This is a genomic window from Undibacterium parvum (assembly GCF_003955735.1).
In the GTDB taxonomy this organism is placed as follows: domain Bacteria; phylum Pseudomonadota; class Gammaproteobacteria; order Burkholderiales; family Burkholderiaceae_D; genus Undibacterium; species Undibacterium parvum.
In genome coordinates this window covers 3924644-3942550 of record NZ_CP034464.1, presented here as the reverse complement: position 1 = coordinate 3942550, position 17907 = coordinate 3924644, and the positions used below count along the sequence as shown (strand labels likewise).

The window sequence follows — 17907 nt, the reverse complement described above, 5'->3', positions numbered from 1 at the left end:
GAATTAGAAGTTGCCAGAAAAAACGCTGGTTTGATATGTGATGCCGACTTTATTTGGATTGCGGAAAACCAAGGGAAGACTAATCGACTGCCCCGGAGCCAAGCTGTTAATCGCCGAGCTCAGGTAGGCTGAGCCATTGTGATTGCCACTTGCATTGAGCAGAGTGACACCGGCGGTCAAACCATTCAATTCGACCTGGAAAGGTCCCTTTAAAATAACGCCGCCGATATTCGTGATCGTCAAAGTGCCGTTGAAGCTCTGTGTGCTGCGATTAAAGCTTAAGCCAGAACTAAGGCTAGTGATCTGCGCACTCACATCGACAAACTGTGGCTGCAAATTTAAGGCGATCACGACAGGATCATGATCAGATGAACGGAAAGGCGTCGCAGTATATAAGTCTTGCACTTTGAACTCAGTGTTGTAATCAATCAGCAAAGGTTCATCGGCATTGATATGCCACTCAGCGACCCCAATCACTTTTTCGCTGAGAGATTTGCTGGTCAAAGCATGGTCGATATAACCGGACTCGCCATCAAAAACATAGGAGTACGGAGCACTATGCGGGCGTATGAAGCGCTCGATCTCACTCACCAGGCCGGCATTTTGCAAACTTAAGATAGGATCTTCAGCACCGTAGGAATTGAGATCACCAATCACCAACACATCATTATCATTCGCCGCTGCCTGTACCTGTGGAATGAAGCTGTTCGCCAACCGTTCGGCCTGCTGCACCCGCAAGGCATTCCAACAGCCCTGCCCGTCCGCTTGATCCTGATTCAAACTACCATCGCTCGGGCAACTCCCTTTCGATTTCATATGATTGACGATCACGGAAAAACGCTTGCCGTTGGCCAGCGCAAAAGTTTGCGCCAGAGGTGGCCGATTATTAATCGCATCAGCATCGGTTAAGGCGGCACCAACCAACTTCAATTTTTCGGTTTTATAAATCATGGCAACCCGAATTGCATCGCTGCCGGTACTCGCCGTGACAGGCACATACGCGTATGCGGCACTGCCAATCTCAGCATTCAAACCATTCACCAGATGGGAAAGCGCGATGTTGCCGTTGTTTTGCACTTCCATCAACCCGAATACATCGGCATCTATCGCCTTCATGGCGGCTACGATTTTTGCGCGTTGGCGATTAAATTCATTCAGATTATCGGCACCGCGACAGTTACTAGCAGCGATACTCGTACCAAGTTTGCAGCCTTGGCCAGTTTCACCATCGACGGTTGCACCATTGGTAAAAGTACTGAAAAAATTCAAGACATTAAAACTCGCCACTTTCAGATTGCCACTCAAAATCTCAGGCGCATCACTACGTGTGTTGTCGCGTGAAAAAACCGGCACACCAAGCGGTTGCAGCTTGTAGCCTGTAGGGCCAGGGTTACCCGAAGTGATCAGGCCGAAATCAACGACACCCACCAAGTCCGATACCGTATCACCAGCACGTATCGTATTGTCAGCGCCCAGATAGGGTGCGGGGTTAGGATTCTGTGCTGATGAAGCATCATCGAGCACGATCAAATTAGCCAGATTGGCTGCGGCAGCGGCTTGCGCCTCAGGCGAGCGCGCCGGGTAACGATTGGTAGGTTTTTCCAGACGAGTGCCAGATAAACTTAATTGTCCATAACGGCCCAAAAAGTAGTTTTGCGACACCACCAGAGGTCGCACGAAGCGCACCAACATCCCCTCATAACGCTCCCATTCGTCAGCACTCGCCAAGGGCAGGCTGATATTGGTCGGAGTAAGGCTATTACCACTACTGAGCGTAATGATGGCACTAGGCGCAGTCAATTGGGTAATCGTGCGCTTGGCGTCACCAGCAACAAACTCTTGCACTTTCGCGCTCACGCGTAATTTATCGCCGACAGCAACTGCTGGCGCGGTACTAGTAAAAACAAAAATACCGTCCGAAGTAGTCGGATCACCATCACCTTGAGGATCTTGCATGTAAAAACCATTCGCCATACGCAGGGTGACTACACCTTCGGTGGTTTGCGTGCTTCCGACATAAGGGCTAGTAGCGGCACTTCCTTGAATTTGCGGAATAGTATGGGTAATGCCGCTTGCCGCTTGAACCACAACGCTCACAGTACAAGTAGCCGTTTGGCCCTGATCATTGGCAAAATTGATCACTACTGGGTAACTACCAAGGCCAAGCGTATTTGCAACGTTTAAATTAACACTCGCAATCGCGCCCACGGTAGTGGCTGGCACCAGACCGGCCAAACTAAATGCCGCTAGACTCCCATTGGCCAAAGTGATCGCTTTGACTTGTCCATCGAGATCACTGGCACTTAGATTAATACTGCCACCGACATTCGCTGCTAGCATCAGACTGGCAGGACAATTGGTAACGATCGCCGTATTTGAAGCCGTGCCACAGGCATGCAAGGGACTGGCGCTATTGCGCGGGGCCGCCACCAGTGCCGAGAAATCCGTCGCATTTTGATTCTCGTCGGTACAGCCATCGTTAGCGCGTAGTAGCGCATTGGTATTCGAGCTTAAGGCTGCCGGGGCACTGCCCTCAAAGGCAGTGGCAGTCGGACCGAAGCCGATTAGGTCGAGTACCGCGGGCGAACTTGCGCTGGTAATCGCAGTGATGCTATTGACTAGCGCGACCTTGCCGGTAGTACCCGACATAGCGATCGTTCCGAGCTTATCGGGCGTCGGCAAGTTGGCACTACCAGCACTACCCGCTGCTTCCTGAACCAGTAAATATTGGCCAGCTTGCAGGGTCAAATTGGGCAGTGTCGTCACCTGCCACGAAGTGCCAGTGGCCGAAGCATATTGCACGCTCCAGCCATTCATGCTGACCGCATTGGCGCCGCGATTAAACAATTCGATAAAATCATTTTTGTACACGGCTCCGGAATTACCACCGCCACCGTAGACCTGGCTAATTACCACATCTGAAGCAGCAGAGGCGGCAGATGCAGCAACTGTCAAACCAGCCAATAAAGCGGCCAGCACTGTGAGGCGATGATCATTACGCTGACGGGGTAATTGCTGTCCGCAATCGATTGCGCGCACTCTCGCAGTTTGATTGAATAATAAATTTTGTGGCATTTGATTTCCTAATTACGCAATTGTTGGAGCTAGGGTGGCTGGAAACGCGTAGGCATGCGTTCCAACCGTCTAAAGAACAAACTGGTGTTAGCGGCAAATGCCACCATGGAATTGAAACTAAAATTGAAACTGAGCTTACGTTGCTGCGAATGGAACGGGCTTACAGGGTGCTTCTACTATTGAATATCGACGACAAAAAACTGATTTTCATTGCATCCTCGCCATGAAAATGTTTTTTGCTCAATTATTATCGAAACAATTTATGACCTCTTGATTACTTTGGCAATTTCGCAACATAGCGGAACTGAGGTTTAATCGGGGAAAGCTAAATTAAGTGCCTAAACTAGGCGCCGTGATGAAGTGGCATGGACGTACCCTATGTGTTTTGTAACCAATCTTGATTAAGCAATCATTGACCAGGATCAATCGGCTCCAGACTAGCTAGCCTAGGATGAGAGTACGCCCTTCACTCTAAGGAGACGCAGGTGATCAAGCTCCACTTCCTCGGTGCCGCTGGCACCGTCACAGGCTCACGCTATCTCATCGAAACCGATGAAATGCGACTCATGGTCGATTGCGGTCTATTTCAAGGCTACAAACAATTACGCCTACGTAATTGGGAAGACCCACCCTTCGCGCCAGCCAGCATCGACGCCATCCTGCTGACCCACGCCCATCTTGATCACTCTGGCTACATCCCCTTAATGGTCAAGCGCGGCTTTCGTGGCAAAATTTACTGCACCCAAGCCACCTATGAATTGTGCAAATTATTGCTGCGCGATTCGGCACGCCTGCAAGAGGAAGAGGCAGGTTATCTGAACCGCCATCATCTCTCCAAACACCCCCAGGCGATGCCACTGTATGAGCTAGACGACGCCAATTTGGCACTCAAGCAGTTTGCTGTGATCAAGCCAAACGAAGCGCTAGATTTGGGCCCGAATATCAGCGCAAAATGGCTGCCGAATGGGCATATTTTAGGATCTTGCAGCATAGACTGCCATGTCGAGGGCCGGCATTTCTTATTTTCCGGTGACATCGGCAGACCGCATGACAGCATCATGCAAACTCCGGGGATTCCAAGCCAGCCCGATTACCTGATCGTCGAATCGACCTATGGCAACCGTGTGCACGAGAAAATCCAGCCAGACCAGCAATTAAAAGAAATCATCAACGCCACCGTACATCGTGGCGGTTCGGTATTGATACCTTCATTTGCCGTAGGACGGGCGCAGACACTCTTATATTTACTGTATCAACTGCGTCAGAGCGGGCAAATTTCCGACTTCCCCATCTACCTCGACAGCCCTATGTCAGACAGCGCCACCAGCATTTACCAACACTTTGCGGGGGGCTTAAAATTGCGGCAAGACGAAGTCGATGGCATGATCGCCATGACAAAATGCATCAAAACGCCAGAAGAGTCGAAGCGCCTCAACAATGAACGCTGGCCTAAGGTGATCATTTCTGCCAGTGGCATGGCGACCGGCGGCAGGGTCTTGCATCACATGAAAAACATGGCGCCCGACGATAAAAATGCGATTCTTTTTTGCGGCCATCAAGCCGGTGGCACGCGCGGTGAAAGCATGGTCAACGGCGCGCAATTCGTGCGCATTCACGGGCAAGACATACGCATCAGAGCCAAGGTGGTGAAGATAGACGGTCTCTCCGCGCATGCCGATAGCGAAGAAATCATCGCCTGGCTAAAACACATCAAAAACCCACCACTGCGCAGTTTCATCACGCACGGCGAACCGGCTGCGGCAGACGCTTTGCGCATCAAAATAGAACGAGAGCTAAACTGGGCTTGCGAGGTACCTGAGCATTTAAGCTGCTACCAAATAGAAAGTAAAAAGATAGTCTCATGCAAGACCGACCGCCCGCCCTTAAAGCGCAGCTAACTGAGCTTACTGGCATGGATTACCATTCGTGTTTTTTTAACAACATCCCCGCCGCGCATATCCCATGCGGGTTTGCCGGCAAGCATGCTGGAAAGGCGCATGGATAATGGGGCTGCGGGATGGCTGGTCGAAAACCCGCATGGAATATGCGCAGCAGGCGGCAGGACTTTTGAAAAACAGCAGTGCTAATAAAAAATGCCCGCAGTGCAAATGCGGGCATCCGAGCTAAGCTAAGCTAACAATCTTGAGTTGATCAACTCAACTCAACTCAATTTAGATCAAATCAAATCAAACACCGCCATCGATTCAACATGAGAGGTATGTGGGAACATGTTCACCACGCCCGCCTTGGTCATGCGATAACCGCCAAGATTCACCAACATGCCAGCATCTCTGGCCAGCGTTCCCGGGCTACACGAAACGTAGACGATACGCTTAGGTTTCAAGTGCGGCGCAAACTTACCCAGATCGATCAAGGCCTGGCACAGTGCCATCGCGCCATCGCGCGGAGGATCGACCAGATAACGATCAAACTTCCCTAGTGCGACCAGATCTTCGGCAGTCACTTCAAATAAATTGCGGGTGCTAAATGAGGTCTTGTCCTGCAAACCATTGGCGATGGCGTTTTCAAGCGCACGTTCAGTCAGACTGGTACTACCCTCTATCCCCACCACCTCTTTGGCAAGGGTGGCGATAGGCAAGGTAAAGTTACCCAGGCCACAAAACAAATCGGCGATACGCTCGTCTTTTTGCACGTCCAATAAACGCAGTGCTCTATCCACCAAGACTCGATTGATGTGATGATTTACCTGGGTAAAGTCGGTAGGCTTAAACGGCATTTTGACGCCAAATTCCGGCAGCAGATAATGCAAATCACTGGTCGCCGGATAAAATGGCTCTGCAGTTTCCGGGCCCTTGGTTTGCAACCACCATTGCACTTTATATTCATCGGCGAAGGCTTTTAGCTTGAGTTCGTCTTCCGCACTTAAGGCCGCCATGATGCGCAGTACCAAGGCGGTGACGCCCTCACCGATCGCCAATTCAATTTGTGGCACTTCTTCCAGGATAGAAAGCGAGGCAATCAAGCCACGCAAAGGCAGCAGCATGGCCGAAACATGCGGCGGCAAAATTTCGCAGCGCTCCATATTCGCCACAAAACGGGATTTCTTCTCATGAAAACCCACCAGCACCGTGCCTTTTTTGACGACATTGCGCACCGACAAACGGGCGCGATAACGGTAACCCCAGGTCGGTCCGTAGATAGGGCGCATCATCATATCTGGCTTGACTTTGCCGATGTGTCCAAGATTATCTTCCAGCACGCGCTGCTTCATGGCGACCTGGGCATTAGCATCCAGATGTTGCATAGAACAACCGCCGCACACCCCAAAATACTCGCATTTAGGCGTCACTCTTTGGGATGACTCTTTGAACAGGGTGCCCATATTGGCGGCTTCCCAGCTGGCTTTTTTCTTGAAAGTGTTAAAACTCACCACTTCCCCAGGCAATGCGCCTTCAACAAAAATCACCTTACCCGGAGTGCCGTCTTCGTTCTCGAGATGACCAACGCCACGCGCATCCATATCAAAGGAGCGGATATTAATTTTATTCATGATGTATGCAGAATGAGCCTAGCTCATGCTCGAAGAGGGATTTAATTCAAAGGCGAGATTATAAGAGAAACGAGGAACTCAATCGCGCTTTTTCTTTCAGCCCTTGAAATAGCGGACTGAAAATACCGGCGCGTTTGGGACAAAGCGCAGATTAGAGCAGTGAGTCGCGGTCGACGCCACGTGAGGCAAAGGTGCGTTTTAATTTGATCAGCGCCTCTTGCTGGATTTGCCTTACCCGCTCGCGGGTTATCCCCATTTCATCGGCCAAAGTTTCCAGCGTAGCCGGATCATCATTATCTAAGCCAAATCGACGCATGATCACGATGCGTTGCTTATCGGGCAATTTTGACAGCCAATCACGGACTAAGATGGTCATCTCATGATGCTCGGCCAATAGGTCGGGCGTATCGTCGCTATTGCCCGGTAGCATATCCATGAGGCTGGACTGAGGATCATTATCGAGTGGGGTATCGAGTGAAGTGGCGTGCTCGGACAGCGCCAAGATATCTTGCACTTCATCGATAGGTCGCCCCACCAGGTGGGCAATGTCTTCGATCGCGGCATCTCTACCGTCGCGTCTTTGCGATTCCAGATGATACTTGGCACGTAAAATTTGATTTAACTCGCGCACCATGTGCACCGGCAAACGTATGGTGCGAGCCTGATTCATGATGGCACGTTCTATACTCTGACGTATCCACCAGGTCGCATAGGTAGAGAAACGAAAACCACGCTCGGGCTCAAATTTTTCTATCGCGTGCATCAAGCCTAGGTTGCCCTCTTCTATCATATCGAGCAAGGCGACGCCGCGATTAATATAGTGTTTGGCGATAGAGACCACCAGGCGCAAATTATGCTCTATCATTTTTTGCCGGGCTTCGAAGTCGCCCTGCTTGGCCAAGGTTGCATAATGCAATTCTTCAGCCATGCCAAATAAAGGGCGAGTTCCTATTTGATTGAGGTAATGTTGAGTCGTATCAGTCGATAACTCGGCCGCCAAGACGGTCTTAATCTCATCAATCGGTGCCACACTTTGCGCGATAGGATTATCGCTCTCATCATCAGTCGCATCCTCTGCCGCATCCTCATCACTATCTTCTGAAAAGTCCGACAATTGCGCATGCTGTTCGATCAGGGAATCTGAACCAGTTTCGGACATAAGCTCAGCAATAACATCCTGGCCATCGTCCGAATCGGCGCTTTGCAACTGACAATTGACTGAAGATTTGGGCATTTTTTAAGCTAAAAAGATAATAGGTTTTATCGGAGCTTACCCAGTGCAATGACGCTCGATTGTACTATCGACCAGGTAAAAATTTTGCTGGGTCAACCGGTTTACCCTGTTGACGTATTTCAAAATGCAACTTAACCGCATCGCTATCAGAATTACCCATTTCTGCAATTTTCTGACCCCGACTAATCACTTGTCCTTCTTTTACCAAATTCGTTTTATTGTGCGCGTAAGCGGATAAAAGCGTACTGGAATGCTTAATAATGACTAGATTACCATAACCACGGATTCCACTCCCCTCATACATCACTTTTCCAGCGGCTGCCGCAAGTACATCCTGCCCTAACTTGCCACCGATATCCAGACCTTTATTCTTTACATCGTCAAAACTGGCGATGACTTTACCCTCAACTGGCCACATCCAATCAACTGCATCTGATTCAGCAGGCGTCGTCGCCACTTTATCAACTGACTTTTCGGCTGACTTTACAGCCGGCACTTCTGATTTGGCGGCTGCCACCGCAACGACAGCAAGGTTGGAAGCCGTATCCGGCTTTTGCAACTCAGCCAAAGCGGCCTCTGAATAGGCTTTTTTATCGCCTCTAGGATAGTTCTTATTGGTAGCTACGTTGGTCGCTGCGTTGGCCGCTCCGCTAGCAGCCGTCAAGCTTCTAATCTCACTGCCACTGCCAGATGAAATACTCGAGGTCTGCACCCCAGCAGTCGAGACTGCATCCGGCGGAGCCACCCGCAATACTTGATCGACTTTAATATCGTTAGGATTTTTTAAACTATTCCAAGCGACGATGTCACTATAACTTTGTCCGTGATCAAGTGCTATGCGAAATAAAGTATCGCCCTTTTTTACAACATAATTGAGCTTGCCATCGAACGGTGCTTTTACCGGCGCAGCAGTCACATTGGCGACAGATTTATTTATCTCGGTATTGCCGCGATCAGCCCTATCAATCACCGGCGCATTATTCGGGGTACTAGTACAAGCGGATATAGCGGATATGCCAATGAGGACGGCACTAGTCAAAACGATCTGTGCAACTACGCTTAATTTCTTCTTATTCATTAACAATTTCCATTTGATCGACTGTTTCATATAGGACTTACGCAAAATTGTTCCAGCTAGACGTACCGCCGAAGACTTACTCCAGTACGGCAAGGCAGATACAACGACGCTGGGGCGCTTTTGCGTAAGTCCTATCATATTACGCCCTGTCGCAGTGGGACAAAATGACACTGCTCCAAGATAGAACTTTTCCATTCCAATGGTGCGACTCTCTCGATTAATTGCAGCACCTGATTACCGGCACCGACCGGAGCGATCAGTCGGCCACCGATAGTCAGTTGCTCCAACAATGCCTGCGGCACTTGCAAACCGGCCGCAGCCAATATGATACCGTCAAACGGTGCCACCTGAGGCAATCCCAGCATGCCATCGCCATAATGCAGGCGAATATTTGGAATGCGCATGGGTCGCAAGTTATTTTTTGCCAGTTCGTGCAAAGCCTTAATACGCTCTATCGAATACACCTCTTTCGCGACCAGAGAAAGCACCGCCGCCTGGTAGCCGCACCCGGTACCAATTTCAAGTACATTTTTTAATTCAGCACCGTTGCGCATAATTTCTATCATGCGCGCCACGATGTAAGGCTTAGAGATGGTTTGATGATGACCGATAGGTAAAGAGGCATCAATATAGGCTTGGCCGGACAGGCCAGACTCTATAAATAAGTGCCGGGGAATTGCTTCAAGCGCGCCCAACACCAGGCTATCAATCACTCCTTGCTGGGCGACTTTAGCCACCATGGCTTTACGAATATTCGCCGAGACCAAGGGCACAGAAGAGTGACTCGAGGTATTTGGACTTGGACTTGGCGTCGTCTTCGTTGCCCGAGTGGTGTTCAGGCCTGGAATGGAGTGCGCGCCAATTTTAGGCGCTGCATGCCTGACCGCATTGCGCATGGCGGTCTGAGGCATCTCGGTTTTAATGGCTGGTTTGCTTCTATCATCACTGCGCTTGCCCTGCCCTACCACAGACGAGAGCAGCAAGGGAAAACGTTTATCTTTTGCCGTCATGCCAAATCCGCCCCGACTTGCTGCATCTGCGTGGCATTGGTCAAATCCACCTGCAGCGGGGTCACCGACACATAATCATGCGCTGTCACATAAAAATCAGTGCCCTCTCCGGCATCTTTAACTGCGCCTGGCGGACCTATCCAATAAATATCCCGCCCTTGCGGATCGAGTGCTTTAATGACCGGCTCCGAAGTATGGCGCTTCCCAAGGCGCGCACTGCGGATGCCCTTGATGTCCTGGTAGGCTAAATTAGGAATATTCACGTTCAACAAATAAGGCAAGGGCAAAGAGGGGAAGCCGCGCATGATCATTTCTCGGGCAATCCGCGCTGCCGCATCCAGATGAGCCCAGCCCTTGTCTAGCTGCGAAAAAGCAATGGCCGGAACGCCAAACAAATAGCCTTCGGTCGCCGCTGCCACCGTACCGGAATACAGCGTGTCATCGCCCATATTCTGACCTTGATTGATGCCAGAGATGATCAGATCTGGTCGTTCCTGCATAATCGAGGTCAAGGCGATATGCACGCAATCGGTAGGTGTGCCATTCACGACATAAAAACCATTGGCGGCGCGATGTAGCGAAAGTGGCCTATCCAGAGTAAGTGCATTTGAGGTGCCAGAGCGATTACCATCAGGCGCCACCACCACAATCTCGGCAATAGCCGCTAAGGCATCGGCCAAAGCAATGATGCCAGGTGCGAGGTAACCATCGTCGTTACTGATCAGAATTTTCATGTCAAGCATTCTACCTGATGCCTGAATATAAATTTCTACACAGATCATTATTTTGCGGCATAATCACAAAATCAAACGGTCGTACTATTTTATTTTGGGGATCTGAATATGAAAGCTGTACTGTGTAAAACCTGGGGTCTGCCCGACACTTTGGTGATAGAAGAACTGCCTGATCTTTTGCCAGGGCCGGGACAGGTCACGATCGACGTCAAAGCTGCCGGAGTCAACTTCCCTGACGTTTTGATCATACAAAATAAATATCAATTTAAACCAGAACTTCCTTTCACACCGGGCAGTGAACTCTCCGGCGTGGTACGCGCTGTTGGTGCAGGCGTCAGCAACACCAAACCCGGAGACCGCGTGATTGCCTTTGTTGGTCATGGCGCTTTTGCACAACAAGTGGTGGTGCCAGCGCAAGCGATTATGCCCATGCCAGCCGAAATGGATTTCGATACCGCTGCCGCCATCACCCTCACCTACGGCACCTCGCATCATGCGGTGCTCGACAGAGCGCAGTTAAAAGCAGGTGAAACCATGCTGGTGTTGGGTGCCGCTGGTGGGGTTGGTCTAGCCGCGATAGAAATCGGCAAGGCGATCGGCGCCCGCGTCATCGCAGCGGCATCGACCGATGAGAAACTCGCCATCTGCAAAGCCCATGGCGCCGATGTTTGCATCAATTACAGCAACGAAGACTTGCGGGAAGCCATCAAACTGGCGACCGATGGCAAAGGTCCCGATGTAATTTACGACCCAGTCGGTGGAATCTATACCGAGCCCGCCTTTCGCTCCATCGGATGGCGTGGCCGCTATCTGGTGGTAGGCTTCGCCAACGGAGAGATTCCTAAACTGCCCTTAAATCTGACGCTATTAAAAGGCGCGTCCTTAATCGGCGTCTTTTGGGGCGAATTTGCGAAACGCGAACCACTGAAAAATCTCGCCGCAATGCGTGAACTACTGGAATGGTTAAGGCAAGGGAAAATAAAACCGCATATTTCAGGCAGATATGCACTAGCGGATACCGCGCAAGCCTTAAATGATTTAGCGGCTAGAAAAGTGACGGGGAAAGTGATCATTCAGCCGGAACTATAAGCCTGCTTTACAAATAAGGCTTACGCAAAATACTACCAGCAAGGAAAGTGCTGATGCGCCTGGCGCACATCAGCACAATTTAAGATGGCTTGGCCGCATCGCCCAGCCAATAGCGATCGATATCTTTTAAATCCCATTTTTTGGCGTCTTCACGCGCGACGATTCTGTCTTGTAAACCGGGGCCGGCCAAATCAAGCAACTCTGGCGTGATGTACGCTAAAGATTTACTAGAAAAAAACACCCGCACTTTCGGCAGCATCAGGGATTTACCTATCTGCTGCTCCACCACTACCCCCAAGCGCCCAGATTGCAGACGCACCAGGGTGCCGACCGGATAGATACCAATACTCATCACAAAAGCCTGGAACACTTTTTCATCAAAGTGCCCCTTGCTCCATTCAGACATTTTGCTCAAAGATTCAGCCGGGCACCATCCCGCTTTATACGGCCGATTCGAAGTGATCGCGTCATATACATCACAGACCGCCCCCATCTTTGCGTACAAGCTAATCTGATCGCCAACCAGTCCCTCGGGGTAACCACTACCATCCATTTTCTCATGATGATGCAGGCACACATCGAGGGAAATAGCGCTCACCCCTTCGGCCTCTAATAACATCTTATGACCTGCCGCCGGATGCTCTTTGACCGAGACAAATTCAGCATCGGTCAACTTACCGGGTTTATTTAAAATAGTCGAATCCACCGCCATCTTGCCGATGTCATGCAATAAGCCGGCCAAACCGGCCTCCCGCGTTTGCTCATCATCCAGACCGAGCTGGCGCGACAAGGCGATCATCAAGGCACATACCGCGACCGAATGCATATAGGTATAGTCATCGGCGGTCTTTAAGCGCGCCAGACCTATCAATGCGCCAGGATTACGCATGACTGAAGAGGCAATGTCCTCCACCAGCGACATCGCTTTTTCCGCATTGATGGCATTTCCCATTCTCGCTTCATTAAACATGGAAAAAACTGCTTTTTTGGAGTTACCCACGATGCTCGCAGCGCGTCCCATTTCATCGTCCATAGACACGGCAACGATATCTTTATAGGGGATAGCGGCTTCAACAACCGGTTCCGGTTCCGGCTCTAGCTCTGCAATGGCAGCTTCGACGATAGGCTCGACTGGTGCTTTGGCAACCACAACCGCTACCAATACATCGACACCCTTGGCGGTATCGATCACCACCTCAGTAATCGAGGTTTTTAATATTTTGTCTAATGCGGCCTGGCTATCGAGCATAAAAGACTTTTGCCAGAAAGGCGAAGCCATCCAAGAACCACATAGTTCCTGAATGAACATACCTAGTCTTAATTGCTTGACCTTGATTTTTTTCAACATAATATTGCGTGCTCACGATTAAAACTCTGGGGATTTTCGGTCTAGATTATCGTTTAAATATCTTTAGCCGACTTGAGCTGCGACATCATTTATTCTACAGCAGAGCTGACAGACTGGGCTAAATTAAGCGGGCAAAAAACTGCCACAATTAACTATTTGCAACAAAAGCAAAAACCACTTTAATCTCGAATTTACCCAAAACTGATACGCTTAGGGCCACCGCCCAAGACAGTTTGAGTAGGGCGAGACGAACGCAAGGATGCGGTGACCTTGTTGCCAAAGTTCTCAATGAAATAATTGAGCAGCAGGCCCCACACCCATATCCCATGCGGGCTGCAGACTAGGCAGGCTGGAAAGGCGCATGGAATATGCGCGCTGGGCTTGGCACTTTAGACAGCACTGTGCGGAGACAGGCTGTTACGTCCCACTGAAGGAAAACGGAAGCAGACTAATAGCGCGCTTAGGTCTAGAGAGTTGCGAGAGCATATAGAGATAAACCAGCTTAACTGAGCTCTTCCACCTCGCAGGCGACCGGTACCTCAGCGCCACTCAAGGTTTGCCCCAGGGCCACCATCTCTTCGATCGATAGCACTCTATCGAGGTTGAGTACGATGATGAAGCGCCCGGCTTGCTTGGCCATGCCGCTGATAAAGTCGGGCCGGATTTTTGCGCCGAAAGACGGTGGTGGTTCGATCTCGGCCGCCGCGATATCCACCACTTCGTTGACCGCATCGACCATCACGCCTATGCTCTGACCTTCGTTTTCTTCGCTTTGCGCCATTTCTATGATGACGATACTGGTGCGGCGTGAGACGCTGGTGACACCGCGCCCAAAGCGGGCCGCCAAGTCAACTACCGGCACTACCCGTCCGCGTAAATTAATCACGCCACGGATGAAGGTGGGCATCATAGGCACTTCGGTTAAATCACCGTATTGAATGATTTCCTTGATGTTTAAAATGCCCAGCGCGTACACCTCACCGCCCAAGACGAAGGTTAGATATTGGCCAGAATTTTGCGCCGCTTCCAGTTGCGCTCTGGCCGCCAGCTCTGACGCTGTTTCGGTTTTCTTTGCTGCCATTGATCCTGAGTTGCTAGCCATGGTCGCTCCTAGAATCGTTCAAATTTGGCGTCGTCGAAACCGGTGTTGGCGACTGTTTTACTGTGTTTAGGCGCGCTTTGACGTTTGCTAGACTTGGCTTCGTGCCCACCCTGGCGGCTAGATTTGCCTTGCTGCCCGAGATTAAAGAAGCCTACCAATTCCATCAATTGTTCGGCCTGACTAGTCATTTCTTCTGCGGTGGCGGCCAGCTCTTCACTCGATGAGGCATTTTGCTGGGTGATTTGATTCATCTGGTTCATGGCGGTATTGATTTGCCCGACCCCGGCCGATTGCTCTTGTGATGCCGCAGCAATCTCTTGCACCAGATCCGAGGTGCGGCCTATGCCTGGCACGATCTCATCGATCAGTTCACCGGCACGTTCCGCTGTTTTGACGCTGCCGCCAGCTAAGTCGCCAATTTCTTTGGCGGCAATCTGGCTACGTTCCGCCAGTTTGCGCACTTCTGCAGCCACCACCGCAAAGCCTTTGCCGTGCTCACCGGCGCGTGCCGCTTCGATTGCCGCATTCAAAGCCAGCATATTGGTCTGGTAGGCGATGTCGTCGATGATGCCAATTTTAGAGGCGATCTCTTTCATGGCCGAGACCGTGCGTTTGACGGCGTCGCCGCCTTCTATCGCTTCTTTGGAGGCCTTGCCGGCGATGCCATCGGTGACTTTGGCATTCTCGGCATTCTGGTTAATCCCCGCTGCCATTTGCTCTATGCTGGCACTGGTTTCTTCTACGCTGGCGGCTTGTTCGCTGGCCGCTTGCGATAAGGCTTGCGAGGTGGCCGAGACTTGCTCGGATGCGTTCGATAAGGCATCGGTGGCGTTGATGACGTCGGTGACGATTTGCGAGAGCTTGTCGACGGTTTCGTTACTGGCTTCTTTTAAGGCGCCGAAGGTGCCCTGGTAATCCTTCTCTATGGTTTCGGTCAGATCACCCTTGGCTAGGGCGCCGAGCACGCGCAAGACTTCATTGAGACCCTGATCACTGGTTTCCATCAGACGGTTGATGTCGCCGCTGAGTTTGGCAAAGAAGCCCGTTTTACCTTGTTCTACCAAACGGGTGGTGAAGTTGCCATTGACCGCTTGTTCGACGATATTCGCGACTTCTTTTTCGACTGCGACTTCGGCCGAGCGATCCAGCCATTCCACCACGCTCCCTAAACGTTCGCCACTGCCATTGATGACAGGATTGGCCGACAAAGCGAAGGTGCGCGCACCCACCACGATTTGCGCTTTGTAATTGCTGGTAAAAGTGGCCAGCAGATTTTTTTGATGCGCAGGGTTTTTGTGGAATTGATCGATATTCGTACCGAGTAAGCGTGAGGCGCTGAAATTCGGCAGTACCTTGCGTAGGTCGGCTTCGGCATTACTCAGCATATTGACCACGGATTTATTCGCGTAGATGATGTTGCGCTCGTTATCGGCAATCATGACATTGGTGGCGCAGCCATCGAGCGCGATCTTGATGCGGGTGTTTTCACTGGCGAGTTGCTCGGCCGCTTGCTCTGCCACTAACTGATCGGTGACATCGGCCCATTCGACCACACTACCGAGGCGGGTGCCGGCAGTGTCGAGCACAGGATTGGCCGAGAGTCTGAAGGTGCGCACCCCAACCACGATTTGTGCTTTATGATTGGTGGTGAAGGTTGCCAGCAAATGCTGTTGATGCGCTGGGTTTTTATGGAATTGATCGATGTTCGATCCCAGCAGTTTATTCACGCTAAAGTTAGGCAGCGCCTTACGCACATCGGATTCGGCCTTGGTCAGCATCTCGACGATGGATTTGTTCATGTAAATGATATTGCGATCGGTGTCGGCGATCATGACATTGGTGGCGACATTGTCGAGGGCGATTTTAACGCGGGTGTTTTCTGAAGCCAATGCAGCCGCTGTTTCCTGGGCGATTAATTGCTCGGTAATATCGCCCCACTCGACCACGCTACCCAGACGCACACCAGCATCGTTCATGACCGGATTGGCAGACAAAGTAAAGGTACGTACGCCCACTTTGATTTGCGCTTTATGATTATTGCTAAAAGAGGCCAGCAAGCTTTTTTGATGGGCCGGATTTTTATGAAATTGATCGATGTTAGCGCCCATCAATTTAGACACTGAAAAATTTGGCAGGGCTTTACGGACATCCGCTTCTGCATTGCTCAACATCTCGACGATGGATTTATTCATGTAGATGATATTGCGATCGGTGTCGGCGATCATGACATTGGTGCCGACATTATCCAAGGCGATTTTGATGCGCAGGGTCTCGGCGGCGGTTTTTTCCGAGGCATCGATGCGGCTACGAATATTATCAACCATAACTTGCAAATTTGCCGCGATACTAGTCGTATCGTTACGCTGCAAGGCAATGCTTGCAGCGTAATTGCCGCCAGCAACTTGGGCGGCAAAATCGACCACATCAGCTGGCTCTTGCCCCACCTGCCGAATTACCGATTTAATCATATACCAGGACAAGAAGGTCACCAGCAGTAACAAAAACAGGCAAATCCCCACCGTGAACATACGGTCAAACTTCTTTTGATGAAAACGCAGCTCGGTGGTCTTGAGCAAGCTATCCGTCAGCATTTTTTCAAATTCATAATAGCCGTCGATGCTGACACTGAGTTTTTGAAAAAAACTTTGCGCGTCATAGTCTAGCTTTTCGTTATCAAGAATTTTTTCCTGAATCAGCTTAACCGCCTCCAAGCCTAGCAAATCTTGCTTTTGCAAGCTCGCCCCAAGTGTTTCTCGATATTCCGGCGCGACTTTCAACAGCCGGGAAAACATCAATTTATTCTTTTCTATCTTGGTACGTATCTTAAATTGCAAAGCAATGATGCTGGCTTGCTCATTGGTTGATAACTGCTTTTTAGTCAGGGCAAGGGCACCGGCTGCACGCGATTGGCCCAAGTCTTCATTCAGGCCCAATACGGTATTGCTCGCCATACTCATCAAGAAAAACGACGCACCATCCGGGCTCAAGGTGAGTCCGCTGACATCCATCAAGTCATCCAAAAACTCTAGCATTTGCTTGATCAGCGCCGTGTGACGCAGATTGCTTTCGACCCCAGTTACGCTATCTTTATCGACGTACAGCGTGCTCCATTGTTGTTTAATCTGAATTAATTTATCTCCCAAATTCAAAGCCGGGAAAGATTTTTCCGAACTAAGCACGCTCTCAAACGCCGCATTCACACTCTGAGCTGCGGTCTCACGCGCGGGCTTAAAACTAGCATTTCCACCCAACACCGCCCCGCTCAAACCCCTATGTTGTTGCAGCGTCTGTATCAGCTTGACCGCATTAGGCAATACAGCCGCCCCCATTTGCTCAGTCTTTGCCGAATCCACATCACTATTGATACTAATAAGATAAAAATAGAAAGGTAGGCTAAACAGAGCCACAACAAACACGCCTATCAGCGAGAATTTTTGCCACATCTTCACGGAGTTGAGTAGCGATTTCATTTATTCTTCCTTAGGTTTGAGAAGCTAAATTACTTTGACTGACAGCAGGCTGAGCACCGCTGCGGTAAATGCGCTGTTTTGAGATGGAAAATTACAATTTGAAGCTTGAAACGCATAAAAGCGCCAGACTATGCGACAGAACAGTGAGAACCGAAATTTAATGATGCAATTATTAATATACTTAATGAATAGTTAATTCAAGTACATATTGATATGTATTTGCGATTTTTGCAAGTGTCGTTTAGAAATTTATCGC

General features: G+C 50.3%; 10 protein-coding genes and 2 pseudogenes. 2 read left to right on the top strand and 10 right to left on the bottom strand.

Features of this window, described 5'->3' with window-relative positions; translation table 11 throughout:
* Positions 1 to 3: 3 nt before the first annotated feature.
* The gene (locus tag EJN92_RS17240; RefSeq protein WP_126128946.1) at positions 4 to 3075 is read right to left on the bottom strand and encodes an ExeM/NucH family extracellular endonuclease; all 3072 of its coding nucleotides are present in this window, start codon (positions 3073 to 3075) and stop codon (positions 4 to 6) included.
* A 488-nt stretch (positions 3076 to 3563) separates the two neighbouring features.
* Here EJN92_RS17240 and EJN92_RS17235 point away from each other — a divergent pair, with 488 nt between their 5' ends.
* On the top strand, positions 3564 to 4973 hold the full coding sequence (locus EJN92_RS17235; protein ID WP_126129996.1) for an MBL fold metallo-hydrolase RNA specificity domain-containing protein: 1410 nt from the start codon (positions 3564 to 3566) through the stop codon (positions 4971 to 4973).
* A 278-nt stretch (positions 4974 to 5251) separates the two neighbouring features.
* Here the strand turns inward: EJN92_RS17235 and rlmD are convergent, their stop codons facing one another.
* From rlmD to surE, 5 genes are all read right to left on the bottom strand, one after another.
* Positions 5252 to 6586: a 23S rRNA (uracil(1939)-C(5))-methyltransferase RlmD gene (gene rlmD, locus EJN92_RS17230; RefSeq protein WP_126128945.1), complete on the bottom strand. Its 1335-nt coding sequence runs from the start codon at positions 6584 to 6586 to the stop codon at positions 5252 to 5254.
* Between the two features lie 151 nt (positions 6587 to 6737).
* Positions 6738 to 7820: an RNA polymerase sigma factor RpoS gene (gene rpoS / locus EJN92_RS17225; RefSeq protein WP_227869591.1), complete on the bottom strand. Its 1083-nt coding sequence runs from the start codon at positions 7818 to 7820 to the stop codon at positions 6738 to 6740.
* A 64-nt stretch (positions 7821 to 7884) separates the two neighbouring features.
* Complete coding sequence (locus EJN92_RS17220) at positions 7885 to 8898, bottom strand: peptidoglycan DD-metalloendopeptidase family protein (protein ID WP_126128944.1); 1014 nt, start codon at positions 8896 to 8898, stop codon at positions 7885 to 7887.
* A 134-nt stretch (positions 8899 to 9032) separates the two neighbouring features.
* A complete protein-coding gene (locus EJN92_RS17215) occupies positions 9033 to 9908 on the bottom strand; it encodes a protein-L-isoaspartate(D-aspartate) O-methyltransferase (RefSeq protein WP_126128943.1) in 876 nt (291 codons plus the stop codon).
* Positions 9905 to 10642: a 5'/3'-nucleotidase SurE gene (gene surE, locus EJN92_RS17210; RefSeq protein WP_126128942.1), complete on the bottom strand. Its 738-nt coding sequence runs from the start codon at positions 10640 to 10642 to the stop codon at positions 9905 to 9907. The genes EJN92_RS17215 and surE overlap by 4 nt, the downstream gene beginning before the upstream one ends.
* Positions 10643 to 10750: 108 nt before the next feature.
* Here surE and EJN92_RS17205 point away from each other — a divergent pair, with 108 nt between their 5' ends.
* Positions 10751 to 11731, top strand: coding sequence for an NADPH:quinone oxidoreductase family protein (locus EJN92_RS17205; protein WP_126128941.1), 981 nt, complete (start codon positions 10751 to 10753; stop codon positions 11729 to 11731).
* Between the two features lie 79 nt (positions 11732 to 11810).
* Here the strand turns inward: EJN92_RS17205 and EJN92_RS17200 are convergent, their stop codons facing one another.
* The 4 genes and pseudogenes from EJN92_RS17200 to EJN92_RS22140 form a co-directional block, all read right to left on the bottom strand.
* On the bottom strand, positions 11811 to 13079 hold the full coding sequence (locus EJN92_RS17200) for an HD-GYP domain-containing protein (RefSeq protein WP_126128940.1): 1269 nt from the start codon (positions 13077 to 13079) through the stop codon (positions 11811 to 11813).
* Positions 13080 to 13581: 502 nt separating this feature from the next.
* Positions 13582 to 14181 carry a chemotaxis protein CheW gene (locus EJN92_RS17195; protein WP_227869590.1) on the bottom strand — a complete coding sequence of 200 codons (600 nt, stop codon included), beginning with the start codon at positions 14179 to 14181 and terminating at the stop codon, positions 13582 to 13584.
* Positions 14182 to 14189: 8 nt separating this feature from the next.
* Positions 14190 to 15224: pseudogene (locus EJN92_RS21920) on the bottom strand (methyl-accepting chemotaxis protein); the annotation flags it as partial.
* 291 nt (positions 15225 to 15515) lie between these two features.
* Positions 15516 to 17510: pseudogene (locus EJN92_RS22140) on the bottom strand (PAS domain-containing protein); the annotation flags it as partial.
* Positions 17511 to 17907: the final 397 nt, after the last annotated feature.

What these genes read in the sequence shown, in the direction of transcription:
- EJN92_RS17240 (WP_126128946.1), bottom strand. Translation starts at nt 3,075, where the DNA reads ATGCCACAAAATTTATTATTCAATCAAACTGCGAGAGTGCGCGCAATC.
- rlmD (WP_126128945.1), bottom strand. Translation starts at nt 6,586, where the DNA reads ATGAATAAAATTAATATCCGCTCCTTTGATATGGATGCGCGTGGCGTT.
- EJN92_RS17200 (WP_126128940.1), bottom strand. Translation starts at nt 13,079, where the DNA reads ATGTTGAAAAAAATCAAGGTCAAGCAATTAAGACTAGGTATGTTCATT.
- surE (WP_126128942.1), bottom strand. Translation starts at nt 10,642, where the DNA reads ATGAAAATTCTGATCAGTAACGACGATGGTTACCTCGCACCTGGCATC.
- EJN92_RS17205 (WP_126128941.1), top strand. Translation starts at nt 10,751, where the DNA reads ATGAAAGCTGTACTGTGTAAAACCTGGGGTCTGCCCGACACTTTGGTG.
- EJN92_RS17215 (WP_126128943.1), bottom strand. Translation starts at nt 9,908, where the DNA reads ATGACGGCAAAAGATAAACGTTTTCCCTTGCTGCTCTCGTCTGTGGTA.
- rpoS (WP_227869591.1), bottom strand. Translation starts at nt 7,820, where the DNA reads ATGCCCAAATCTTCAGTCAATTGTCAGTTGCAAAGCGCCGATTCGGAC.
- EJN92_RS17195 (WP_227869590.1), bottom strand. Translation starts at nt 14,181, where the DNA reads ATGGCTAGCAACTCAGGATCAATGGCAGCAAAGAAAACCGAAACAGCG.
- EJN92_RS17220 (WP_126128944.1), bottom strand. Translation starts at nt 8,898, where the DNA reads ATGAATAAGAAGAAATTAAGCGTAGTTGCACAGATCGTTTTGACTAGT.